Raw genomic sequence first — 23,107 nt, 5'->3', positions numbered from 1 at the left:
CAAGGCCCGCTGATGCGGGCCTTGTGCTTCCACGAGGGAGGGAATTGTTCTCCGACCCTTGCGACCCCATCGGAAAACGCACTCTGACCCCTGTTCCGGAGGATCAGGTCTACGGCGGCGAGATGACAAACGCGTAGAGGCTTGCCGACAGCGGGACAGCCTTCGCGCCCATGGCCTCATACAGCGCGATGGCCCGGTGGTTGCTGGAGCGCACGTTGTTGATGACCAGCTCGCGGCACGCCTTTTCGCGCGCTTTCTGTCGCAACTGCTCGATCACCGTACTGCCATAGCCACGTGAGCGCTGCCTTGAATCGATCTCGATCTTCTCCAGCACGAAGGTCTCGCCGGGCTCGAACCAGCCATGCGCACGACCTACGCGGCGGCCATCGAGCCATGGCTCGATGACATAGTGCCGCCGCTGCTCGCTCTCTTCGAAGCGCCAGTCGGTTTTCATCTGGAGATCGTTCTTCTTCAATGCTTGTCCACGTGTCTGCCATGGCCGACCACCGGGGTCGAGCCGGACCGCCTCGCGGCCAGGGCAACGGGGAAACAGGGGTCCGGAAACGGGCGCCAGAATACCCTCTTCGAGCGGATCCGCGCGAGCAGCGCGTCGCAATCGAACAACAGGCGCCCATGACGCGGGGGCGGCGACAGTATTGTGCGAGACGGCCACGCGCTGGCCTCCATCCCTGACAAGACTATCGTGATGAGCAGCGCCCTTGGCCCGTTCGGCTTCTGTGGCTCATGTGGCGCCGAGGTCGACATCGGCGGGATGATCGACGACGCGTTATCGCTGTCGGCAGAGGTGTAGGTCGCCATCGACGGACGGATCCGGCATGCGGCAATGATGCGGAAGAACGTGGCGGCGGACCGGCTCGCGGCGATCTGATCGCCAGCGTGTCACCCGACGATGATCAGCGACGTTCCGACACGGAGCTCGCGGCGCCTACACGGTGACGTCAGGGCGTCGTCAGCAGCGGATACGGGTTGATGGCCGTACCTTCCCACCAGCGGCGCTCGGGACCGAGTTGGAAGATCGCGAAGTGCAGGTGCGGTGCGTCCGGGCTGGCGTTGCCGGTGAAACCCAAGTAGCCGATCACCTGCCCGCGCCGGATGGTCTGCTGCTCCGCCAGGCCGTCGGCGTAACGGTCGAGGTGGGCGTAGTAGTACGCGTAGCGGCCGCTCGGCTCGAACTGGTAGACCGTCAGGCCGCCGCGTTCGCTGGTGAACAGTTTTTCCACATGACCATCGGCCACGGCGACGACAGGCGTGCCGCGCGGGGCCATGATGTCGATCGCATCGTGCGAGCGCCCTTCGCTTCGGGCATCGCTGAAGGTGTCGCGGAGGTCTGCCGCGCGAGCGCCCTGCACCGGAATGAGCAGGGATGACGCATGCGTCGCTGCGGGCACCGGCACGGAGGGCGATGGCACGGGTGCGGGCGCGGCAACCGCGATGCCTGTGCTGGCCGAACCTGCGGGGGCCGTGTCCGACGCGGTCACGGCCGGAGAAGCGGCCGGCGCAGATCGGTCTGCGCCCGCAGTGGGCATGGCGCGCGGCGTGGGCACGATCTCCACACCGCGCCACACCAGCACGCCCGCACCGAGCACCAGCAGCAACGCCAGCACGTACTTCATGTCATTCCTGCGTCACGACGGTGAGCGCGGGCGACACGGCGGCGGCCACGCGTTCGACATCCCAGTTGGTGAGCCGCACGCAGCCATACGACTGCGCCTTGCCCACGGTCGCCGGCGACGGCGTGCCGTGCAGGCCGAAGTGCGGCCGGGACAGATCGATCCAGCGCGTGCCCACCGGATTGTTCGGGCCCGCGGGCAGGGTCGCCTTGGCGTGCGACGGGTCCGCGTCCCAGAACAGCTTCGGGTTGTAGTGGAAGGTGGGATCGACGGCGGTCGCCACGATCTTCCATTCGCCCAGCGGCAGCGGATCCTTCTTGCTGCCGGACGACACCGGGAACTGCGCCACGCGCTTGCCTGCGGCGTCGAGCAGGGTCAACGTGGCGTCGGACTTGTCCACGAGCACCTTCGCCGCCTTCGGCGGTGGGCCGATGTCCGCGACGTTCGGCACCAGAATCCGGGTACCCGCCCTGCTGAAGTCCGCGCCGGGATTCAACGTCTCCAGTAGCGCGGGCGCCACGTGGAAACGTTCACCCAGGGCCTCGTGCACCGATTCGAAACCGAGCGAGGTCTGTTTGGCCTGCGCCATCATGTCGTCCGGAATGGGCGCGTACGGGCCACCGACATCTTCCGCCGTCAGTGTGTACGCGACGAGCACGGGCGCGGCGCCTGCGTTCAGGGCATCCCACGTGGCCGCATCCAGTTCGCCCGTGACCTGCAGGCCCTTCGTGGCCTGGTAACCGCGCAGCGCGCGCCGCTGGTTGGAGCCGGCCTGGCCATCGATCTCCCCCGGCGAGAAGTGGGCGCGGTCGAGCAACACCTGTGCGCGCAGCAGGCCCGCCACGCCGGTCTTCGTCATCGGATCGTTGGCCTGCGTTGCGAGCGTCCGGGCTTCGGCTGCCAGCGAGGAGATGCAGACCAGGGCGAGCGCGGCGGCGGTGAGGCTTCGCAGGGGCATGGATGGGCTCCGGTTGGGGAGCGGCCATCTTCGGAAGGCGGGTGTCGTCGTCGCGTCAAACCGGATGGGCGCGTGCTGTACAACACCTGTAGAGCGCCGCCCATTCCATCAACGGCGACTGAGCCGCCACGGAAATCTGACCGCTCCAGACCGGCTACAAGCGGCCCACTCTCGTAGGCAATGTGCGGCCCGGAAGCCGGCGACGAGATGCAAACCTACGGCCGAGGCCTCGGTCTGGCCGCGCGATACTGCCCCTTGTCGCCAGCACGTGCCCCCGCAGGATCGGCATGGGCGCAGATGACGCCGCCGCAGATCACCGCGTCGGACGCGTAGAACGCCTGCACGACGGGCACGGCGTCTTCATAGCGCTGCAGTTCTTCCTGCGTGCTGGCCAGTTCGCGCCGGTAGTAGCCCAGAACGGTCCAGGCAACGAACACCGCCAGCACCAGCATCGTGCCAGCCGTCGCGAGCCACATCCACACCAAGCGGCCGGCGCGCCTCATGTGCGCCACCGCACTCGCCGCGGCATGACCATACTCAGCCGCCACTGGCGACATGGCACCGCGAGCCCCGTGGGCGATGTTCGCGCTGTCCACGATGCCGGCGACATCGCGACGGAACTGGCCCACCTCGCGCCGTAGCGCCTGCACCTGCTCATTGATGGCCGCACTCATGCGCGCCTCGCGCTGGACCATTTCCGCCCGCAGCACCATCAATGCCTTGACGGCATCGGCTGATGTGACGCTTGCGGGCACTGTATTGACGTCTTCCATGGCGATTTCCTTCTCCTCAACATCCCTGTGAATAGGGCAGTCAGGCGCGCTTCTAGCGCACCATCTGGCGATCCTGCGACGCGACCTGTTCGGCCGCCTGGTGCTGCGCGAGCCACCGCTCGCCCTGTTGCGCCATCTCCCTACCTTCCGCCGAGCGTGCGAACTCGGTCGCCACGCGGTCCGAGGCAGCGGCGTCGCCGGACATGACGGCGGCGAAGTAGCGTTCTACCGACGCTTCGTCGAACAGACGAGGTACGTCGTGATGCCCCTCTTGATAGCCTTGCGCGCCGTTATCTCTCCCCGGCACAGGCTGATGCAGCGGCTGCTGCGCCTCCCTGAGCTCCCTGCGACGCGCTGCTTCGGTCGCTTCCGGCAGCCCTTGCTCGAGCGCGCGGGCATTGATCGCATCGCGTGTACGTTCGTCGGCCAATCCGTCGGCCGGGGCTATATCGGCGCCTTGCTGGAACCGGCGAGTGGCCTCCAACGTAGCAGTGTCGTAGCTGCGACTGCCGCCTAGCGGCTGCCCCTGTGGCCCGCGAAAACCGAGTCCTTGCAACTGTTCCTGGAGCTCGGCAACGGCGTCGCCACGATCACCGGGACCGAGGACTTTATCGTTCAAAGGCCCATGCAGGTCCATCATGGTTTTCAGTCTGAAGTCCGGATTACCTTGCATGACCTCGTCCTGAATCCTGTCAAAAAGTGCTTGATCCACCCTTCCAGTTCGTGGCTCGATCCCCGTCATACGCTGGTAGGCACTAACAGCCTGCTCGGTCGATCGTCCGAAGTCGCCGTCCGGCGACAATGGATTGCCCGCATCGTCGGTAATGGCCAACGCAACAAGGTACTGCTGCAGCTCGAAGGTACGCTCGTTCGCGACACCACGCTGGAGCGGCAGTTCCGCATTGAGCGCCTCTTGCGTCAGCCTTAGATCCACACCGTCCCGCTGAACCGAGCCGACGAGATCGCTTATGGCCGGCTCCCAATCGCGCGCGAGTGCAGCAATGTTCGCCGCCTGATCGGTGCCATTGACGATCCGTCGCGCATTGAGATAGTCGACACGCTGCCCTTCAATGTAATCGTCCAGCCCACGACCCGTAAAAAGGCCATCGCGCATGCCGACGACGAGAATCCTCGAAGCCAGCTCCGGGGACGCAGCAAGAGCAGGCTCACGCGCCAGCTCGTCGCCCCTGCCCAACGCTTGGCCGAGATCGCGATAGTTCCCCCAATGGGTAAGGTGGGCATAACCGCGGCCGAAGTACTCCTCACCGCTAGCGTAACCATCTCTTTCGCCGCCCCGGTAGCCGATCTTGGCGGCCTGCTTCCTACCATGATTCTCTTCCAGACTGGTGAAGTTCTGGCTCTCATGCTGCGCCGTCGCCAGGACATAGGCGATCTGACGCTCGTCAGTAACACGCTCTTCGAGACATGTCTGCACGATCAGACGAACTGCCTGGTCGCGAGTGACCGGAGATGCCCCACTCAATCCATATCCATCACTCATTGACGTCGCTCTCCCTCCAACCTCATCCATGAATCATCGGATATCCGGTCGCCATCCAACGCATGCTCTCCGCACGTGGTGTAGTCCCTGCTAGCGAGAATCTCGGCACCGTTCCCTCGTATGCCAATCAGCTTCTCGCCGCGATCACACGGACCGCTGCGGTACCAGGCGACAAGTCGACCGTCGACCAGCCTCGAGATCGAATGCGACTGCATCAACTTCGCCAGGTGAGCGTTCTCGATCAGACGCTGGGTCTTCGCGTCATACAGATAGTAGGTGTATGACGGATCCCCGTAATTGCCATCCGCACCGCTCCAGGCCACCAGGTCCTCGTATCCATCTGCACTGATGTCGGACAGGATGATGCCGTACAGATCGTCGGCAAACGCGAAGCGGGAAGATCCACGGAAACCGGTCCTGACAGCGCCATTCGAGGATGGCGATGCTGGAAGCCAGACTTCCGGAAGCAGGAGAGTTTGTTGAGGCAAATGCCCAGTTGAAACCGTCAGGCGGGCATTACGGCATACAAGCTTGCTGATCATTTTTTGAGAACAACCATCCGAGGCCAGAGCGATCCTCGCTTCGCCTAGACGAATCTCCATGAATCCGTTGTCATCGGGCGCTTTTTCAGTCCACAGCCGTTCAATTGCGACGACTGGATTAGGCCCAGCCCGTGAACCAAATCCTGCCTGACATCCCGAAAGCGCTGCCGGAATGAGCACGCCGGAGAGGATTATTCGCTGACGCCAGCGACCAAGAGGACCAACGCTTCGTCGATGCTGCGTCGCCCATGCACTGACCTTGGGTGGAACGGAAGTAGAACGAAACAGCGCATAGGGAGAAGCAAACCTCAAACCCACCAGTGCTGACAGCGTATTGCCCGGCATATCCGGATCTCCTTTCAGACGTCGCGCCCGTCGTGGTGACTGCCCGTGTCATGCAAGCATCGGGGCGTTTGTCGCCAGGTTCTCTACACCGCGCGCGGACGAAATGCATGTAGCCTCATGGAGAGGCCTGGTTTTTCGCAACGATCAGGACGACTGCAATGTGATATGCACGTCGCCATGCGCGAGGAATGCTGACGGAAAAGGACAAGGTCGAAGTCGGCTACACCCACCTTGCAGCATCACGCATCGTGTCGACGCATCTTCAGAATGTGACACCCGCGTCGAGATTCGCCGGCATATTCCGCCTCCGCAAGCCATGTAAATGAATGTAGACGATTCCGCCCCATGTGCAGACGAGCGGTATGCCATCACTGGCCCATGCCACGAAACCTGCGCGTTGTTGAAGGGTGAAGCAGGGCGAAACACGACCGCACGCACGTGAGCCACGCGATCGCGATGCCCGAAGCCCTTCGCGTGCGAAGCGCTTCCCGCATGTCACCGGCCCCACTCCCCTGCTCCCGTCGCGGCGTGCCGGCCGCGGCGCATGCGACGCCACGCTCGCCCCGCGACGGAGGCGGTTCATCCCCAAGGAGATCCGGACATGGCAACCAAGAAGAATCCCCCCTCGCGTACCGCAGGCAGCGGATCGGACGATGGCGGCAGCGGCAGGTCGGGCGAGTTCAGGGGCGCGGGCCCGGTGCGCACCGCGCTGATCCGCGGCGACACCTTCGGTGTCAGGCCGGTGCAGTACGTCGAAGTCGATGGCATGGCGATGTTCGAGGGCGACATCGTGCTGGGCACGGTGGAGGAGGTCGAGCGCATGTCGGACATGCTGCGCCAGGAAAGCGCATCGGGCGTCGTGCATGCGGTGATGATCTCCGGCGCGCAGTTCCAGTGGCCCAACTGCCGCGTGCCCTTCACCATCGACCCCGGCCTGCCCAACCAGCAGCGCGTGACCGACGCCATCGCCCACTGGGAGGCCAACACGCGCATCCGCTTCGTGCCCAGGACGACCGAAGCCGACTTCGTCACCTTCCGTCCCGGTTCGGGATGCTCGGCGCAGGTCGGCCGGCGTGGCGGCCAACAGTTCGTCAACCTCGCGGCGGGCTGCACGCTGGGCAACACGATCCACGAGATCGGCCATGTGGTCGGGCTGTGGCACGAACAGAGCCGCGAGGACCGCGACACGTTCGTCCGCATCAACTGGGAGAAGATCCAGTCCGGCTTCGAGCACAACTTCAACCAGCACATCACCGACGGCGACGACATCGGGCCCTACGACTACGGCTCGATCATGCATTACCCGCTGAACGCGTTCAGCGTGGACGGCAGCAACACCATCACGCCGATCGGCACGGTACCGCCCGGCACGGTGATCGGCCAGCGCGCCGGCCTGTCGGCCGGCGATATCGCCGCGGTCAATTCGCGCTGCCCCGCCGTGACCATCAAGGAACCGGTCAAGGACAACATCGCCGACACGCGCAAGGAGCAGATCTTCGATACGCGCAAGGAGCAGATCAAGGACATCCGGCTGGACACGCGCAAGGAGCTGATCACCGACACGCTGAAGGAACAGATCCGCGACACGGTCAAGGAAGGCGTGTTCGACCCCGGCCCGACGCTGGCCGAGAACGTGTTCACGCCGGGGCGGCCGCCCATCCAGGTGAACCCGCAGATCACGCCGCAGATCAATCCCGCGCTCGCCGGCAGCATGCCGTTCGCGGTGGCCACACCGCACGAGGCGACGGCCGGCGGCGCCGCGGGCACGGCGGCGGAGCTGGACAACGAACTGCATCAGCTGGCGGAGGAACTGGCGCGGCTGGATGCCGCCCGCGGTTCGCTGCAGGCGCAGTACGACCAGACCCGCGCGTTGCTGGAGCAGATGCTGCGCCAGGACGACGGCGCGGCCGGCTGAAGGAGACGACGATGATCGTGGTGATCTCCCATCCGGAGGACGCGCACGCCATGCGCGTGATCCGTTGCCTGGAAGAGCGCGGCGAACCGGTGTTGCTGCTGGACCTGGCCCAGCTACCCCGACACGCCACGCTGACGGTGGACTACCGGCATGGGCCGCGTCCGCAGATCCGCTATCGACAGGCCGACGGCACGATCCATGCACTGCACGATGCGAGTGCCGTCTGGTGGCGGCGCCCGCAAGCGCCGGACCTGTCGGAGGTGACCGATCCGCAGACCCACCTGTTCACCGCCAACGAATGGAACGAAGCGCTGAACGGCCTGTGGCAGCTGCTGCAGGACGCACGCTGGATGAACGAGCCGAACCGCGATGACGCGGCATCGCGCAAGGCCCGCCAGTTGCGCGTGGCGGCCGAGGTCGGACTGCGCACGCCACGCACGCTGATCACCTCCGATCCGGACGAGGCGCGCGGCTTCATCCGCGACCTGGCGCCGCGGGATGTGATCTACAAGACCTTTTCGTGCACCCATGCCATCTGGCGCGAGACGCGCATGCTGCGGGAAGCGGACCACGCCCAGCTGGATACGGTGCAGGTCGCGCCAGTGATCTTCCAGGAGTACGTGCCCGCCCGCGCCGATCTCCGGGTCACCGCGGTCGACGGCAGGCTCTTCCCGGCCGCCATCGCGTGGACGCCGCGCGACGGCTCGATCGACTTCCGCCGCAACGTGGGCGAGGCGACGATCACGGCGGAGGTCCTGCCGAAGGAGGTACAGGACCGCGTGCTGGCGCTGATGGAGCGGCTCGGGCTGGTCTACGGCGCGATCGACCTGCGACGCACGCCGGACGACGAGTACTACTTCTTCGAGGTGAACACGGCGGGCGAATTCCTATTCATCGAGGACCGGACCGGCCTGCCCATCGCCTCGGCCATCGCCGACTGGTTGGCGGAGCGCGCGCTCAGCCTACCCGACGCAGTTCCACGCGCATCCGCGCGCCGCCGTGCGATGCCAATGGATACGATTGCGTCGTGATGTAGTCGCCCACGGAGACCTTGCCGTCGCCATCGGCGTCCAGATGCGCCCAGACGATGGCGCCGGATGCCACGGCATCCAGGCGCAGTTCGACGGGAAACACCGGCGCCTGGCTCGGTGTGCGGGTGTCGATGCGATGGAGCACGCGGGCCGGGCCGTCGGCCCAGGAAGCGTCGCGCACTTCCACCCTCAGCGCGCTGCCCGGCGGCAGTTCGGTCCCGTCAGCCGCCACGATGTCCAACCAGAGATCCATACGTGCCGAGTATAAGCACCTGCCGGCGCCGTGCCTCGGTTGAGGCCTCCATCCGTCGGATCGCACGTGCGGCCCCGACGTCGAATCCCCGGCGTGGTGCCGGGGATTCGCCATGCGCATCCTGCGCGTTCCCCTCAGCGGGCCCTCAGAAGGTGATGCTCCAGCTGTTGATGTAGCCCGTATCCGCACCGGCGCGGTCGCGCACGCGCAGGCGCCAGTTGCCGTTGAGGGCTTCGCTGGACAGGTTGACCGTGTAGGTCTGGTTGATGTTGTCGGCACTGCCGCCGCTGCGGTTGTGCAGCACGTAGACCGAGCCGTCCGGAGCCAGCAGGTCCACGATCAGGTCGCCGATGTAGGTATGCACGATGGCCACCGCCACCTGCGCGTTGCTCGGCGCATTCCCCGTGCGGCCCGACACGGTGATGGTACTGGTCACGCCGGTGGCGTTGTTGTCGGGAATGCTGACATCGGTGCCGTTGATGTAGGTCTGCGTGCCGCCGCCCGGAGGCGTGCCGCCCTGCGCCGCCACCACCGCACCGTCGGCATTGGCGATGCCTGCCCCGCAGCCGCCCGAGCAGGTGCCCGGCAACGGACGCGCGGTGCTCTTCAGGATGCTTTCCACCTGCGCCGGTGTCAGCGGCGAAGGCGCCGCCGCCTGCATCAGCGCGACCACGCCGGCCACGTGCGGAGCCGCCATCGAGGTGCCGTTGTACGACGCATAGCTGGCGCTGCCCGGCGTGGTGGTGCCGGTGTTGAGCGTGGACAGGATGCTGGCGCCCGGCGCGGAAATGTCGATGCCGGTGCCGTAGTTGGAGAAGCTGGCGCGCGAACCGGACGACGTCGTCGCCGCCACGGCCACCACGTTCGGGCAGTTCGCCGGTACGGCGCTGGACACGTTGGTGTTGCTGTTGCCGGCCGCCACCACCACCGTGGTGCCGCGGCTGACCGCACCGTTGATCGCGTTCTGGTAGGTGGTCGAACAGGTACCGCCGCCGCCGAGCGACATGTTGATGACTTCGGCCGGATTGGCGTTGGCGGGCACGTTCGCGACGGTACCGCCCGAGGCCCAGGTGATGGCGTCGGCGATGTCCGAGGTCAGGCCGCCGCAGCGTCCCAGCACGCGCACGGGCACCACCTTGGCGCCGAACGCGGTACCGGCCACGCCGGTGCTGTTGTTGGTCACCGCCGCGACCGTGCCGGCCACGTGGGTGCCGTGCCAGCTGGAGTTGGTGACCGGCGAACCGCTGTAGCACTCGTTCGCCACGGGGTTCCAGTCGCCTTCGTCGTTCGGGTTGGGATCGCGGCCGTTGCCGTCGCGCGAGACGAACGTGTCGCTGATGAAGTCGTAGCCCGGCAGGATGTTGGCGTTGAGGTCGGCATGGTTGGTGATGCCGGTGTCGAGCACGGCCACCACCACGCCCGCACCGGTGGACTTGTCCCAGGCCGGCCGCACGTTGATACCCGACGCCGTGGTGCCGAAGCCCCACTGCTCGGACAGGCGCGGGTCGTTGGGCGTCAGCACCGGATACATGCGCTGGTCGACTTCCACGTACTCCACGTTCGGATCGGCCGCCAGCTGGCGCATCAGCGACTCGGCTTCCACCCGGTCCAGCTTGCGGTCGGCGCGCACCACGTCCGCGCCACCGGCAGCCAGCCGGCGCAGCTTCTGCAGGCCCAGCGCGCGACCGCCGCGCTTGGCGACGCCGGTGCTGGCGGCGCTGTTCAGCGAGCGCTGCAGCCGCGTTGCGTCGGAACTCTCCGCACTGCCGTCGCGGTACTTCACGATGAAGCGGTCGTAGCCGCCCGGTTCCTCGACCTGCAGACCGCTCATGTCCACGCGACCGGCCATCGCCGGCAACGCATACAGCGATGCCAGCACGGCGGAGGACAGGCACAGCAGGCGTACACGCGAACCACGCTTTGCGATTCCAGACATCAGACTCTCCCTCAAGATGAAATGAAAAGCCGCCAATGCGGCAACAGCCCGGTCGGGGGCGCAAGACTGGCTACGGGAGGGGGTGGACGGGCTGTTGCGTTCGACCGGATGCACGCCGTGCAACGCACGACGCAGGATCGAAACTAACGGAAGGCGCGAGGATGAATCAGCGATGAAAGACACACTTCATCGCTCATGTTGCAAACGTAATCACCGGAATAAACGCATGAAGCTGAAGTCACCGGTGGACATCCGCGCGTAGATTCATGTACGTATCTGAGCCGCGTCGCCGGCGAATTTTTTTATTCAAGGATGCACGACGTCCTTACGCAAAAAAGCCCGCGTTTCCACGGGCTTTTTCTGTCTCGGGAAATGCGCTCAATCGCACAGCTTCAACAGCCAACCGTGGCGGTCCGGCACGCGGCCGTACTGGATGTCGGTGAGCTCCTTGCGGATGCCCATCGTCACTTCGCCGGCCGGCGCGTTGAGGTCGCCGACCTCGAAGCCCTTGCCCTTGAGCTGGCCGATCGGGGTGATGACGGCGGCGGTACCGCACGCGAACACCTCGACGATGTCGCCCGACGCCACGCCCTGCTTCCACTCGTCGATGGAGACCTTGCGCTCTTCCACGGTGTGCCCGCGGTCGCGCGCGATCTGCAGGATGCTGTCGCGGGTGATGCCCTCCAGGATGCTGCCGGAGAGTTCGGGCGTGACGATGCGGCCGTCCTGGTAGACGAGGAACACGTTCATGCCGCCGAGTTCCTCCAGGTACTTGCCTTCCACCGGATCGAGGAACAGCACCTGCGAGCAGCCCTGCGCCTGCGCTTCCTGCTGCGGCAGCAGCGACGCGGCGTAGTTGCCGCCGCACTTGGCGGCACCGGTGCCGCCCTTCGCGGCGCGTGCGTAGTCCTCGGACAGCCAGATCGCCACCGGCGCCACGCCCTTGGCGAAGTACGCGCCCGCCGGGCTGGCGATGACGTAGTAGCCGGCCTGCTGCGCGGCGCGCACGCCGAGGAAGGCCTCGGTGGCGATCATGAAGGGACGGAAGTACAGGCTGGTCTCCGGCGCCGACGGCACCCAGTCGCCGTCGATGGCGACCAGCTGGCGCAGCGATTCGACGAATTCGCTGACCGGCAACTGCGGCAGCGCCAGGCGCGCGGCCGAGCGCTGCAGGCGCTTGCCGTTGGCGTCGGGACGGAAGGTCCAGATGGACCCATCGGCATGACGGTAGGCCTTGATGCCTTCGAAGATCTCCTGGCCGTAGTGCAGCACCGACGCGGCCGGGTCGAGCGACAGCGGACCGTAGGCGCGCACCTGCGCGTCGTGCCAGCCCTGCGCCTTGTCCCACGTGATCTCGACCATGTGGTCGGTGAAGTGCAGGCCGAACCCGGGGCTGGCGAGGATGGCGTCGCGCTCGGCCGGTGTACGGGCCTTCTCGTTGCGGGTCACGCGGTAGGTCAACGGGGCGGCGTTCATCACGTTCATCTCTTCCTTCCTGACGGGGTCTGCGGTGGCGAGCCCGGAGGCTCAGAGCATGCCGGTTTCCAGCTTGGCGGCATCGGACATCATGTGGCGGCCCCACGGCGGGTCGAACACCAGTTCGACGTCGGCCTCGGCGACGGTGGGGATCATCTCCAGCTTGCTGCGCACGTCGTCGACGAGGATCTCGCCCATGCCGCAGCCGGGCGCGGTCAGCGTCATCTTGACGTCGACGCCGCGCTGGCCGTCCTCGCGGGTGGTGAGGTTGGCTTCGTACACCAGGCCCAGGTCGACGATGTTGAACGGGATTTCCGGATCGAAGCAGGTGCGCAGCTGGTTCCAGACCAGCGCTTCGACCTCCTCGTCGCTGGCGTTGTCGGGCAGCGACAGCGGCTCGGTCGGTTCCTTGCCGATGGCGTCGGCATCGCGGCCGGCGATGCGCATCAGGTTACCTTCGACGAAGACGGTGTAGCTGCCACCCAGGGCCTGGGTGATGTAGCCATAGCTGCCGGCCGGCAGGGTGACGAGTTCGCCCTGCGGCACCAGCACGGCGGCGCAGTCGCGGGAGAATTGGACGGGTTCGCTGCTGCGGGAATACATGCCGGACCAGATGGGGGCGCGCACGGGGCGCTGCAAGGCGGCCCATTGTAGCGCCCGCGCCCCGGCGGTCGCGTTCAGGCCGTATCCTTGGCGGCCCTGCCGGAGTCTCCATGTCCCCCGCCCCGCGTCGCACCGCCCGTTGGCTTGTTCCCCTGATGCTCGTGCTGGCCAGCGCCTGCGTGCTGGTGATCTGGGTGGCGCTGGCGGTCTACCTGCAGCGGCAGGCCGGCTGGATGGCCTTGCTGGTGGCGCTGGACGTGGTGCTGGTGGTGCGTCTGGGCGGCATGGCCGCCGGCATGCGCCGCGCGGTGCTGGCCGCCCTGGTCACCGCGGCGGTCTCCGTGCTGGCGTTGTGGACCATCGCCGCCACCCAGATGGGATTCCCGTTCGGGCTTGCCCCGTGGGATTCGGTGCTGCGACTGGGCGCGCACCACGCGTGGACGCTGATTTCCCTGACCACCACGCCGTTGGATGGGGTGGCGCTGCTGGTGGCGCCGCTGCTGGCGGCGTGGTGGACGCGCTGAAACGGAACGGCCGGCTCAGTGCCCGCCGTCCAGCGCCTTCAGTTCGCTGACCAGCGCATTGGCCATCTCGGAACCGTCGCCATAGAGCATGCGGGTGTTGTCGGCGTAGAACAGCGCGTTCTCGATGCCGGCGAAACCGGTGCCCTTGCCGCGCTTGATGACGATGGTGTTCTTCGAGTTCACCACGTCGAGGATCGGCATGCCGTAGATCGGGCTGGCCGGGTCGGTTTTCGCCACCGGGTTCACCACGTCGTTGGCGCCGATCACCAGCGAGACGTCGGTGTTGGCGAACTCGGGATTGATGTCGTCCATGTCGGCGATCAGGTCGTAGGGCACGCCGGCTTCGGCCAGCAGCACGTTCATGTGGCCGGGCATGCGGCCGGCGACCGGGTGGATGGCGAACTTCACCTTGACGCCGCGTTCCATCAGCTTCTGGCTCAACTCCCAGATCTTGTGCTGCGCCTGCGCCACCGCCAGGCCGTAGCCGGGCACGATCACCACGCGCTCGGCATAGGCCATCATCGCGGCGACATCGGCCGCTTCGATCGGCTTCATGGACCCGCCGATCTCCTGCATCGCCGCGCTGCCGCCGCCGAAGTTGGAGAACAGCACGTTGCTGATCTTGCGGTTCATGGCCTTGGCCATCAGCCGCGTCAGCAGCATGCCGGCCGCACCGACCATGGTGCCGGCGATGATCAGCGCCTCGTTGCCCAGCACGTAGCCTTCGAACGCGACGGCCAGACCGGTGAACGCGTTGTACAGCGAGATCACCACCGGCATGTCGGCGCCGCCGATGGGCAGCGTCATCAGCACGCCCAGCGCCAGCGACAGCACGAAGAAGGCGATGATCCACGGCATCGCCAGCGTGGTCAGCGCCATCACGCCGCTGGCGATGGCGGCCAGTGCCACCAGCGCGTTGAACCACTGCTGGCCCGGGAACGTGTAGCGCTTGTCCATGCGCCCGTCGAGCTTGGCCCAGGCGATCACCGAGCCGGTCAGCGACACGGCGCCGATCAGCGCGCCGGTCACCGCCAGCGACATCGTGAAGGTCGACGGCACGGCCGACTCGCCGCCGGCATAGCGGACCAGTTCCACCGCACCGATGGCCGCCGCGGACCCGCCGCCCATGCCGTTGAACAGCGCCACCATCTGCGGCATGTCGGTGATGGCGACCTTCTTGCCCCAGAGCCAGTTCAGGGCCACGCCGATCACGATGGCCGCGATCATCAGGCCGATGTTGTGCAGCCCGGGCAGGAAGAACGTGGCCACCGTCGCGATCAGCATGCCGGCGCCCGCCCACTGGATGCCGCTGCGCGCGGTCTTCGGGCTGGCCATGCGCTGCAGGCCCAGCAGGAACAGCGTGGCCGCGACGAAGTAACTGAGCTTCACCAGCGTGAGCGCAGTCATTTGCCGCTCTCCGCCTGCGTGCGCGGGGATGGCTTGCTGCTCTTGAACATCTCCAGCATGCGCTCGGTCACCACGTAACCGCCGGCCGCGTTGCCGGCGCCCAGCAACACCGCGACGAAGCCGATGGCCTTCTCCAGCGTGGTATCGGCGTGGCCCAGCACGACCATCGCGCCGATCAGCACGATGCCGTGGATGAAGTTGCTGCCGGACATCAGCGGCGTGTGCAGGATCACCGGCACCCGCGAAATGATCACGTGCCCGGCGATGGCCGCCAGCATGAAGATGTACAGCGCCACGAACCCGTCGCTCATCCGCTCCCCCATCCTGTCCACGTTGTCGAGGCACGGGCGTGGCCCGGTGCGTCCGCATCATAACCGCACCTGAACCCGGGCGCGGATCCCGTGACCGCGTCAACCTGCGGCCGCGTGGGGCGTTCTCCTTCCCGCCACACCCACCCCATTCCACCGAGGAACCCGCCATGAAGCGCATGCCACTGCTGGGCCTGACCGTCCTCCTGTTCGCCGTTACCGGCACCGCATTCGCCGGCGACCGCGGCGACCGCATCGATCACCGGCTGGACCGCAAGGGCGACCGCATCGAGCAGCGTCTCGATGCGCGCGGCGATCGCATCGAACGGCAGTTCGACCGTCGCGCGCAGTGGGCCGACCGGCATGGCCGTCCGCATGTTGCAAACCGGCTGGAGCGCCGGGGCGACCGCAGCGATGCGCGCCAGGACCACCGGGGCGATCGTGCCGAAGCGCGCGGGGACCGGCGCGGCGACCGCATCGACCGACGCCTCGACCGTCGCGGCTGATTCACGGCAGCGGCCGCTACTCTATGTTGGTGAGCACCTCTCCCAGTCCGTTGCCGGAACCGTCGTCGCCCGCTCCGCTGGCGGCGACCATCGAGCTGTTCCTGGCCGAGATCGGACCGCGGGCGTTCCGCTTCGCCGAGGCCGGCCTGCGCCATCGCGAGGACGCGCTGGATGCGGTGCAGGACGCCATGATGAAGATGCTGGCCTATCGCGAGAAGCCGTCGGCGGAGTGGTCGCCGCTGTTCTGGAGCATCCTGCGCCGGCGTATCGTCGACCTGCAGCGCCGCGCCGGCTTCCGGCTGCGCTGGCTGCTGCCGACCGGCGACCGCGGCGACGAGGGCCCGGTGGACTGGGCGCCCGACCAGGGCGCCGGTCCGGCGCAGACCCACGACCAGCGCGAGGCCTACACACGTCTGGTGCAGGCCTTGCGCGGCCTGCCCGCACGGCAGCGCGAGGCGTTCACGCTGCGCGTGCTGGAAGAACTGGACGTGGCCGACACCGCCCGCGCGATGGGCTGCTCGGAAGGGTCGGTGAAGACCCATCTGTCCCGCGCGCGCGAGGCCCTGCAAAAGCAACTGGAGGAATTCCGATGAACCCCGCCCACGATGACGGTATCGGCATCGACCAGCACGCCCGGCGCCTGCACCGTGCCGCGGTGGCGCAGGTCTCGCCGCAGACGCTGATGCGCCTGCGTGCCGCGCGCCACGACGCCAGCGCGCAGGCACCGGTCGCCGGCCGCACACGCACCTGGCGCTGGCTGACCGCCACCGCCTTCTCCGCCGTGCTCGCCGTCGGCCTGGGCCTGCAATGGCTGCCCCGCGCGCCGCAGGCCACCACGCCCGCAGTGACGGCCACGGTCGCGCAGGGGGACAGTCTTGCCGACGAACTCGCCGTGCCCAGCGCGCTGGACGAGGATCCCGATCTGTATCTCTGGCTGGCATCCGCCGATGCCCAGCCGCTCGCCATGGAGTCGACCCGATGAGCGCCCCTGTCCTACTCCGCACCCTCGTCCTGGGCCTGGCGCTGGCCGGTGGCCAGGCTCTGGCCCAGTCCTCGACGGCGTCCCTGCCCGACTGGGACCGACTGACGCCGCAGCAGCGCGAGGCGCTGATCGCGCCGGTGCGCGATCGCTGGAACCGCGAGCCGGACGAACGTGCCCGGATGCTCGAACGCGCGCAGCGCTGGCAGGCGCTCACCCCGGAACAGCGCGCGCAGGCGCGCCACGGCATGAAGCGGTTCGAGAACATGAGCCCCGAGCAGCGCCGCCAGGCGCGTGCGCTCTATGGCCACATGAAGACGCTCACGCCGGAACAGCGCGATGCGTTGCGTGAGCAGTGGAAAAAGATGACGCCGGAACAGCGCGAAGCCTGGATGCGCGACCACGCACCGCCGAGACGCGATCGCGACCGGCGGCCGGATCGCTGAGGATCAGGCGGCGGCGTTGGCCACTACGGCGGGCCGCTCCGGCCACACCGTCCTGGCCAGCAGTTCGTCGTCCCAGTCGAACTGCAGCGCGCCATCCTTGACGAACAGCGCGACGAAATTCAGCACGTTGCGCGCGTACATTTCGCTGGCGTGCACGGCGCCCTGGCTGGCGAGATTCAGGGGGCCGGCGACGGTGACGCCGTTGTGCGCATAGGTCTCGCCGGGCCGCGTGAGTTCGCAGTTGCCGCCGGTTTCCGCGGCGAGATCCACGATGACGCTGCCCGGCTTCATGCCCTCGACCATCGTCGTGGTGATGATCTTCGGTGCCGGACGTCCGGGCACGGCCGCGGTGCACACCACCACGTCGATGCCTTTCAGATGATCGGCCAGCCGCTGCTGCTGCAGCGCGCGCTCCTCGTCGGTCAGCTGGCGCGCGTAGCCGCCTTCGCCGGCCGCACTGACGCCGAGATCGAGGAACCTGCCGCCCAGCGATTCGATCTGCTCGCGCGTTTCCGGCCGCACGTCGAAGCCTTCCACCTGCGCCCCCAGGCGCTTGGCGGTGGCGACGCCCTGCAGCCCCGCGACACCCGCACCGACGATCAGGACCTTCGATGGCCGGATCGTGCCGGCGGCTGTGGTCAGCATCGGAAAGAAGCGCGGCGCCAGCTGCGCGGCGATCAGCACCGCCTTGTAGCCGGCCATGCCGGCCTGCGAGCTGAGCACGTCCATCGCCTGCGCACGCGTGGTGCGCGGCAAGCGCTCGAGCGGGAAGGCCTGGATGCCGTTCGCCTGAAGCGCGGCGGCGCGGGACGGATCGGCGGCGGGCTGCAGCATGCCCACCAGCGTGGCACCCGTCTTGAGGGCGGCGATGGCGTCGGACGACGGTGGCTGCACGCACAGGACCAGATCGGCGCTGCCGCGACCCTGGCTGTCGACCGTGTCGGCGCCCGCATCGGCATACGCACTGTCGACGAAGCCCGCGCCCTCGCCGGCCCCGCGCTCCACGAGGACGCGCGCACCGGCGGCGATCAGCTTCTTGACGGTTTCCGGCGTCGCGGCCACGCGGCGCTCGCCGGCGGCGGTTTCCTTCAGTACCCGAACTTCGACCGCCATTGCGCCCCTCGTCGTTAGGTCATCCGTGCGGCGATGCTAACAGAGCGCGGCGGAGCCGCGCGGAGGCGATGGACTCAGGCGGGCGTGGCCGCCGGGGAGGCCGGCTCCAGGCGCTCGATCACGCCCTGCATGGCACTGTCGAAGGCATCCTCGCTCTGGTGCGTGCGCAGGCGACCCAGCCGCACCATCGCCGCCAGTTCCTCCGGCGACGCGACGCAGAAGCGGACGCCGCGACGGTTGACGAACAGCAGGCGCGACGAGATCGGGCTGACCCACGACAGCTTGCCCGCCTGCACCTTGTTGTCCTTGTCGATGAAGTCCAGCCAGGTGCCGATGGGCAGGCCGCGGAAGTGGTCGGCATCGCTGTGGTCGAAGTCGAGCGTATCGGCACCGCCCACCAGCTGGATCGGCGTGGTGTCCTCGTCGGCGACCGGCTTGGGCAACACCACCTGCGGCAGTTCCGGCAACGCCTTTTCCAGGTCGGGCCGGGCGGCCGCGACCGCCTGCAGGGTGTCGTGCAGGGCGTCGACGGCACCGGCCGCCGCGTCCTGGTTCATGCCGACGCTGGCGAACACCTTCAGCATGCCCGCGCGCCAGGCCTGCAGCCACGGCTTGCCCACCACATGGCGCTGGGCTTCGGTCAGTTCCTCGAGGATGCCGTCGGCGAGCGCGAGCGACTCGCGCAGCCCGGGGCCGTCGTCGCCCTCGCGCAGCACCGTCATGGTGACGTGGTGCGCCCACGGCTGGCGCAGGAAGTCCTCGATCGCCTGCGGCACGCGCCGGTCGCCCAGGCGCTCGTCGAGTTCCGCCGTCATGCGCGCACGCGCGGCTTCGAGGCGCTCCTGGCCACGCTGGATTTCGGCGGCGCGGCGCTCTGCGATCTCGATGCGGCGGCGGTGCTGCTCGAGGAAGGCGCGGAATTCCTCTTCCAGGGTCAGGAAGATCGCGAGGTTCTCGTTGAATTCGGCGACCAGGCGGTCGACCACTTCCTCCACCTTGGTCAGCAGCGTGCGCTCGGCCGCGCTCTCGCCGTTGTTGCCCTCGCAGGCCTCGGCCAGCACGTTGAGCAGACGACGCGCGGGATGGGTCTTCTGCACGAACATGCGGCGGTCCAGCAGCGCCACCTTGACGAACGGCACCACCAGCCGGCCGATCAGTTCGCGCGGACGGCCCTCCAGATCGCGCTCGTCCAGCATCACGTCGAACAGCATGCCGACCAGGTCGATGGCGTCCTCGTCGACCGGCGCCAGGCGCGCCTGCGACGGATCCACGCCCAACTGGGTGGCGCTGCTCAGCACTTCGTTCTTCAGCCGCTGCGACAGCGACTCGCCGGTGTCGCCGATGGCGGCGCGCAGCGTGGCGCTGGGCGAGGCCTGCAGCAGCGACAGGACGGACAGCATTTCGCGCTGGGACAGGTCGCGCTGGCGCGGATCGACGGCACGCGGTTCCGGCGCCTCGCCGGCGTCGCGGCCGCGGCGCGATTCCTGCAGCAGATGGTGCAGGGCCTCCAGCAGCACGCCCTGCGCGCCCGGTCCGGACGCGTAGCCCGGCGGCACCTCGCCGAACCCGGCCGGCGGCGCCGCCGACTGACTGGCCTGCAGGCCGCGGCTGACGCCGGCCATGCGGTTGAGGAAGCGCGCCGCCCAGGCCGGGGCGCCCGGTTCTTCACCGTCACCCGGGCCGTCCAGTTCCTCGGTCGCCGCGGCGGCGGGCGATGCCGGCGCACGGCGCGCCGGCAGCTCGGGCATCACCCCGACCTGCATCAGGCGCTGGTCGAGCGCGGCGTAGATGCGCGCGATGGCGGGCACGAAGTCGCGCTCGCACAGTTTGATCACCACCAGCCGCACGTCGGGCGCCAGATCGCAACCCGCGAATGCCTGGTGCACGGCCACGCCGATGTGCTCGGGGCCGATGGGGTTGAGGTCCGCGTCCAGTGCGATGTCGCCGGCGATCCAGCCCAGGCGGCGGTCCAGCCGCGCCAGGACCGGCTTGCACTCGCGCTGGATGACGCTGGCGAAGTTGCGCACGGCCAGGCGCGATTCCAGTTCCTGCTCGGAGACCAGGCTCAGGGTGTCCTCGGCCGATTCCAGGAACACCTGCTCGATCGGCAGCGGCTGCCCGGCCTCCAGCGCCTTCCACGAGCGCTGCAGCTGGCCACGGAACCGCCCAATGATGTCGTCGCGCCGGCGGCGCAGTTCGCGCATCGCATCCAGGAAGGCCATCTGCGACGGACCAGCGCGCTCGGCGCGGTCGAACAGCGCATCGTCGAAACGGCCCAGCGCCACCGCGAAGGCATCGACCAGCGGCGGGATCGCGGCGTCGCGCGCCTGCTCCAGCAGGCGCGTGTCGCGCCCGGGGCGGTCGGCGATGTTGAGGACATTCGACATGCAGGGGTCCCCGCCCTGACGGGCGAAAGGAAGGTGGGGGATACGGACGGGGGATCCGCGCCGACATCGTAGGAAATCATGCCGACGGGCAACCGTGATGGCCTCGGCAGTTTGATGCCGCGCAACACGTTACCTCAGGGAAAGCCCGCACGGCACGCGGCTTGCATGCGGGCTCAATCCGCGTCGGGGGTCACCAACCGGTCCACCACGCCCTGCATGGCGCTGTAGAACGCGTCCTCGTCGCGATGCATGCGCACGCGCCCGAGCTGCGCCATCACCACCAGTTCCTGCACCGACGCCACGCAGATGCGCGCGCCCGCGCGGTTGACGAACATCATGCGCCGCGAGAACGGACTGATCCAGCTCAGCCGTCCGGCCTGCACGCGGTTGTCCTTGTCGACGAAGTCCAGCCAACTGCCTTCGCGCAGGCCCTGGAAGTAGGCGGTCATCACCGGATCCAGGTGCTGCAGACCCTCCATCCACTCCTGCGCTTCCAGCAGGCCGGGCAGCACGGTGGTCGGCGCCGGTGTCGCGGGCGCAACGGGCTGCGGCGGCGCGGCGTGTTCCGCCGCCTCGTGGGGCGCGACCAGACGCGAGAACAGCTGCTCCCGCAGGGCGGCGATGGCAGGTCGCGCCTGGCCCGACGCCATCCACATGGGCTGCAACCAGTCCAGGGCGGCATGCCAGGCGCGCACGTCCTGACGGACCTGGGCGTCGTCGACGGCGCGCAGCAGGCCGTCCAGCATCATTGGCGCGGCCTGCGGCTTGTTGAGCGCCTGCATGCGCGCCGCATAGGCGGGCCACCCGGCGAGCAACACGTCGCGCATCGGCGCCGGCATGTCCGCGCCCTGCAGGCGCGCGTCCAGTGAGGCGGCGAAACCGGCCAGCAGGTCGGCCTCGGCGTCGCGCGCCTGCTGTTCGGCGGCCAACGCCTGTTCCACCTTCTCCGCTTCCGCGCGGTAATGCACATAGAAATCGTTGAAGTCGCTCCGCGCGGCGCGGAACACCGACTGGCTTTCGTCGAAGTCCGCGACGAGGCGCTGCACGGTGTCCTTCACCTTTTCCAGCAACAGGCGCTGGGCATCGTTCTCGCCCGGGTTGCCGTCGCACGCCTCCACCAGCAGGTTGAGCAACCGCCGCGCCGAATGGCTGGCCTGCAGGAACAGCTTGCGGTCCTGCAGCGCGACCTTCGTCATCGGCGCCATCAGGCGCCCCAGCACATGCACCTGTTCCTCGCCCAAGTGGCTTTCGCGGAAGATCACCTCGAACAGCATGCCCACCAGGTCGACGACGTTCTCGTCCGCTTCCGAAATCGCCACCGCTTCCGGCGCCACGCCAAGCTGCGCGGCCTGCAGGAAGATCTGCTGCTTGAACGCCGCCTGCAACCGCCGTGGATTGGCCAGCACTTCGGCATGCACTTCCGGCGAGGCGATCTGCAGCAGCGTCAACGCCACGATCAGTTCCCGCTGCGACAGCGACGTGCGTGCGCCGGCCGCACGCGCCATGCCCTGCTCCCGTGCCCGCTGGTGCCGCGACTCCTCCAGCAACTGGTGCAGGGCCGGCGGCAGCGTCGCGGCGTCGGCGGCGGTCTCGTGGTCCTCGTGGTCCCATTCGACGAAGAAGCGCGTCATCCAGTCGGGCTCGCTGGAGGCTTCGTCGCCACTGCTGGGAATCGCCTGCGCGCGCCGCACCCTCGGCCCCGTGCTGTCCTGCGGCCCCAGCCGACGCACCAGCCGAGCATGCAGGTTTTCGTAGATCGGACCCAGCACCTCGACGAACTCGCGCGCGCAGCACTGCACCGCCAGGGCGCGGACGTTGCCCGGCAGCGACGCCGCCGCGAAGCCGCGGTACACCGCCATCGCAATGCGCGATGGCGAATACGGCGCGCTGTCGGGCGTGAGCCGCACGCCCATGTCCAGCCAGGTCAGGTATCCGTTCAGGCGCAGCAGCTCGGACTGCCACTCGCGCGAGATCGCCTCGGCCAGGTGCTCGGTCGCCAGCCGGACGTCGAGTTCGTCCTCCTCGACCAGTCCCAGGCCGCTGACGCTGCTGGTCGGCTCTTCGCCGAACCGGACCGCCGCGGCTTCGCCGTCCGCCGCGATCCGCCAGGCCGATGTCATGTCCTCGCGGAATCCCCGGAGGATCGCCTCACGGCGGTCCTTCAGTGCCAGCAGCCCTTCCAGATAGGGACCGCGATCCAGTTCCATCCGCTCCAGCCGGTCCAGCATGGGCTGGCGCAACCCATCCACCACGTCGGCGAACGCCGCTTCCAGCGGAGACTGCATGGCTTCATGCAGCAGCGCGACGAGCTGGTTGCCAGTGGTCGGGAGAGGCGGCGGCGTGGTGGGCATTGCGTCGTTCGATCGGCCAGATGGTCCACGGCGCTCCGTATCGACTCACGGTTCCGTGCATGGCAGAGGACCGTAACGCATCCGCTGCGATTAAACTCGTGCATCGATACTGTGCACTGCAT

General features: G+C 67.9%; 22 protein-coding genes. 7 read left to right on the top strand and 15 right to left on the bottom strand.

What is annotated here, in order from left to right; genetic code table 11:
* Positions 1-109 precede the first annotated feature (109 nt).
* From VGN58_RS04245 to VGN58_RS04220, 6 genes are all read right to left on the bottom strand, one after another.
* On the bottom strand, positions 110-475 hold the full coding sequence (locus VGN58_RS04245; RefSeq protein ID WP_327481943.1) for a GNAT family N-acetyltransferase: 366 nt from the start codon (positions 473-475) through the stop codon (positions 110-112).
* Positions 476-959: 484 nt separating this feature from the next.
* Positions 960-1,634 (bottom strand): M23 family metallopeptidase, encoded by a 675-nt coding sequence (locus tag VGN58_RS04240; RefSeq protein ID WP_327481941.1) that lies wholly within the window; start codon positions 1,632-1,634, stop codon positions 960-962.
* A gap of 1 nt (position 1,635) precedes the next feature.
* Positions 1,636-2,589: a L,D-transpeptidase family protein gene (locus VGN58_RS04235; protein ID WP_414710737.1), complete on the bottom strand. Its 954-nt coding sequence runs from the start codon at positions 2,587-2,589 to the stop codon at positions 1,636-1,638.
* Between the two features lie 215 nt (positions 2,590-2,804).
* On the bottom strand, positions 2,805-3,362 hold the full coding sequence (locus tag VGN58_RS04230; RefSeq protein WP_327481939.1) for a hypothetical protein: 558 nt from the start codon (positions 3,360-3,362) through the stop codon (positions 2,805-2,807).
* 52 nt (positions 3,363-3,414) lie between these two features.
* Positions 3,415-4,863, bottom strand: a complete 1,449-nt coding sequence (locus tag VGN58_RS04225; protein WP_327481937.1) for a peptidoglycan-binding protein — start codon at positions 4,861-4,863, stop codon at positions 3,415-3,417.
* Positions 4,860-5,750, bottom strand: coding sequence for an XAC2610-related protein (locus VGN58_RS04220; RefSeq protein WP_327481935.1), 891 nt, complete (start codon positions 5,748-5,750; stop codon positions 4,860-4,862). The genes VGN58_RS04225 and VGN58_RS04220 overlap by 4 nt, the downstream gene beginning before the upstream one ends.
* A gap of 601 nt (positions 5,751-6,351) precedes the next feature.
* Here VGN58_RS04220 and legP point away from each other — a divergent pair.
* Both legP and VGN58_RS04210 read left to right on the top strand, forming a co-directional pair.
* Entirely contained in the window at positions 6,352-7,665 is a 1,314-nt protein-coding gene (legP, locus tag VGN58_RS04215; RefSeq protein WP_327481933.1) for a Dot/Icm T4SS effector Zinc-dependent metalloprotease LegP, read from the top strand.
* Positions 7,666-7,676: 11 nt separating this feature from the next.
* On the top strand, positions 7,677-8,696 hold the full coding sequence (locus tag VGN58_RS04210) for an MvdC/MvdD family ATP grasp protein (RefSeq protein WP_327481931.1): 1,020 nt from the start codon (positions 7,677-7,679) through the stop codon (positions 8,694-8,696).
* Here VGN58_RS04210 and VGN58_RS04205 read toward each other — a convergent pair.
* The 4 genes from VGN58_RS04205 to sufT all read right to left on the bottom strand — a co-directional run bounded on the left by VGN58_RS04205 (position 8,623) and on the right by sufT (position 12,964).
* On the bottom strand, positions 8,623-8,949 hold the full coding sequence (locus tag VGN58_RS04205; RefSeq protein ID WP_327481929.1) for a YbaY family lipoprotein: 327 nt from the start codon (positions 8,947-8,949) through the stop codon (positions 8,623-8,625). The two genes, VGN58_RS04210 and VGN58_RS04205, sit on opposite strands and share 74 nt — an antisense overlap.
* A 145-nt stretch (positions 8,950-9,094) precedes the next feature.
* Positions 9,095-10,885 carry a S8 family peptidase gene (locus VGN58_RS04200; RefSeq protein ID WP_327481927.1) on the bottom strand — a complete coding sequence of 597 codons (1,791 nt, stop codon included), beginning with the start codon at positions 10,883-10,885 and terminating at the stop codon, positions 9,095-9,097.
* Between the two features lie 378 nt (positions 10,886-11,263).
* A complete protein-coding gene (locus tag VGN58_RS04195; protein WP_327482078.1) occupies positions 11,264-12,361 on the bottom strand; it encodes a branched-chain amino acid aminotransferase in 1,098 nt (365 codons plus the stop codon).
* A 51-nt stretch (positions 12,362-12,412) separates the two neighbouring features.
* The gene (gene sufT / locus VGN58_RS04190; RefSeq protein ID WP_327482076.1) at positions 12,413-12,964 is read right to left on the bottom strand and encodes a putative Fe-S cluster assembly protein SufT; all 552 of its coding nucleotides are present in this window, start codon (positions 12,962-12,964) and stop codon (positions 12,413-12,415) included.
* 110 nt (positions 12,965-13,074) lie between these two features.
* Between sufT and VGN58_RS04185 the strand changes: the two genes are divergently transcribed.
* Positions 13,075-13,488 carry a hypothetical protein gene (locus VGN58_RS04185; RefSeq protein WP_327481925.1) on the top strand — a complete coding sequence of 138 codons (414 nt, stop codon included), beginning with the start codon at positions 13,075-13,077 and terminating at the stop codon, positions 13,486-13,488.
* Positions 13,489-13,503: 15 nt separating this feature from the next.
* On the opposite strand, the gene VGN58_RS04180 is transcribed toward VGN58_RS04185, so the two are convergent.
* Both VGN58_RS04180 and VGN58_RS04175 read right to left on the bottom strand, forming a co-directional pair.
* Positions 13,504-14,895 (bottom strand): NAD(P)(+) transhydrogenase (Re/Si-specific) subunit beta, encoded by a 1,392-nt coding sequence (locus tag VGN58_RS04180; RefSeq protein WP_327481923.1) that lies wholly within the window; start codon positions 14,893-14,895, stop codon positions 13,504-13,506.
* Positions 14,892-15,206 (bottom strand): NAD(P) transhydrogenase subunit alpha, encoded by a 315-nt coding sequence (locus VGN58_RS04175; RefSeq protein ID WP_327481921.1) that lies wholly within the window; start codon positions 15,204-15,206, stop codon positions 14,892-14,894. Before VGN58_RS04175 ends, VGN58_RS04180 begins: the two co-directional genes overlap by 4 nt.
* Positions 15,207-15,373: 167 nt before the next feature.
* Between VGN58_RS04175 and VGN58_RS04170 the strand changes: the two genes are divergently transcribed.
* The 4 genes from VGN58_RS04170 to VGN58_RS04155 are packed head-to-tail and all read left to right on the top strand — an operon-like array spanning position 15,374 to position 17,134.
* Positions 15,374-15,709, top strand: coding sequence for a hypothetical protein (locus VGN58_RS04170; RefSeq protein WP_327481919.1), 336 nt, complete (start codon positions 15,374-15,376; stop codon positions 15,707-15,709).
* A gap of 23 nt (positions 15,710-15,732) precedes the next feature.
* A complete protein-coding gene (locus VGN58_RS04165; RefSeq protein WP_327481916.1) occupies positions 15,733-16,302 on the top strand; it encodes an RNA polymerase sigma factor in 570 nt (189 codons plus the stop codon).
* On the top strand, positions 16,299-16,691 hold the full coding sequence (locus VGN58_RS04160; protein ID WP_327481914.1) for a hypothetical protein: 393 nt from the start codon (positions 16,299-16,301) through the stop codon (positions 16,689-16,691). Before VGN58_RS04165 ends, VGN58_RS04160 begins: the two co-directional genes overlap by 4 nt.
* Positions 16,688-17,134, top strand: a complete 447-nt coding sequence (locus VGN58_RS04155) for a DUF3106 domain-containing protein (protein ID WP_327481912.1) — start codon at positions 16,688-16,690, stop codon at positions 17,132-17,134. Before VGN58_RS04160 ends, VGN58_RS04155 begins: the two co-directional genes overlap by 4 nt.
* A 3-nt stretch (positions 17,135-17,137) precedes the next feature.
* On the opposite strand, the gene VGN58_RS04150 is transcribed toward VGN58_RS04155, so the two are convergent.
* The 3 genes from VGN58_RS04150 to VGN58_RS04140 form a co-directional block, all read right to left on the bottom strand.
* The gene (locus tag VGN58_RS04150) at positions 17,138-18,247 is read right to left on the bottom strand and encodes an NAD(P) transhydrogenase subunit alpha (RefSeq protein ID WP_327481910.1); all 1,110 of its coding nucleotides are present in this window, start codon (positions 18,245-18,247) and stop codon (positions 17,138-17,140) included.
* 74 nt (positions 18,248-18,321) lie between these two features.
* Entirely contained in the window at positions 18,322-20,634 is a 2,313-nt protein-coding gene (locus VGN58_RS04145; protein ID WP_327481908.1) for a DUF1631 domain-containing protein, read from the bottom strand.
* 173 nt (positions 20,635-20,807) lie between these two features.
* The gene (locus VGN58_RS04140) at positions 20,808-22,985 is read right to left on the bottom strand and encodes a DUF1631 family protein (protein WP_327481906.1); all 2,178 of its coding nucleotides are present in this window, start codon (positions 22,983-22,985) and stop codon (positions 20,808-20,810) included.
* Between the last annotated feature and the right edge of the window lie 122 nt (positions 22,986-23,107).

It is taken from the genome of Pseudoxanthomonas sp., assembly GCF_035999195.1.
Taxonomy (GTDB): domain Bacteria; phylum Pseudomonadota; class Gammaproteobacteria; order Xanthomonadales; family Xanthomonadaceae; genus Pseudoxanthomonas_A.
The sequence above is the reverse complement of the archived record's forward strand: the minus strand, read 5'-3'. Positions and strand labels throughout refer to the sequence as shown.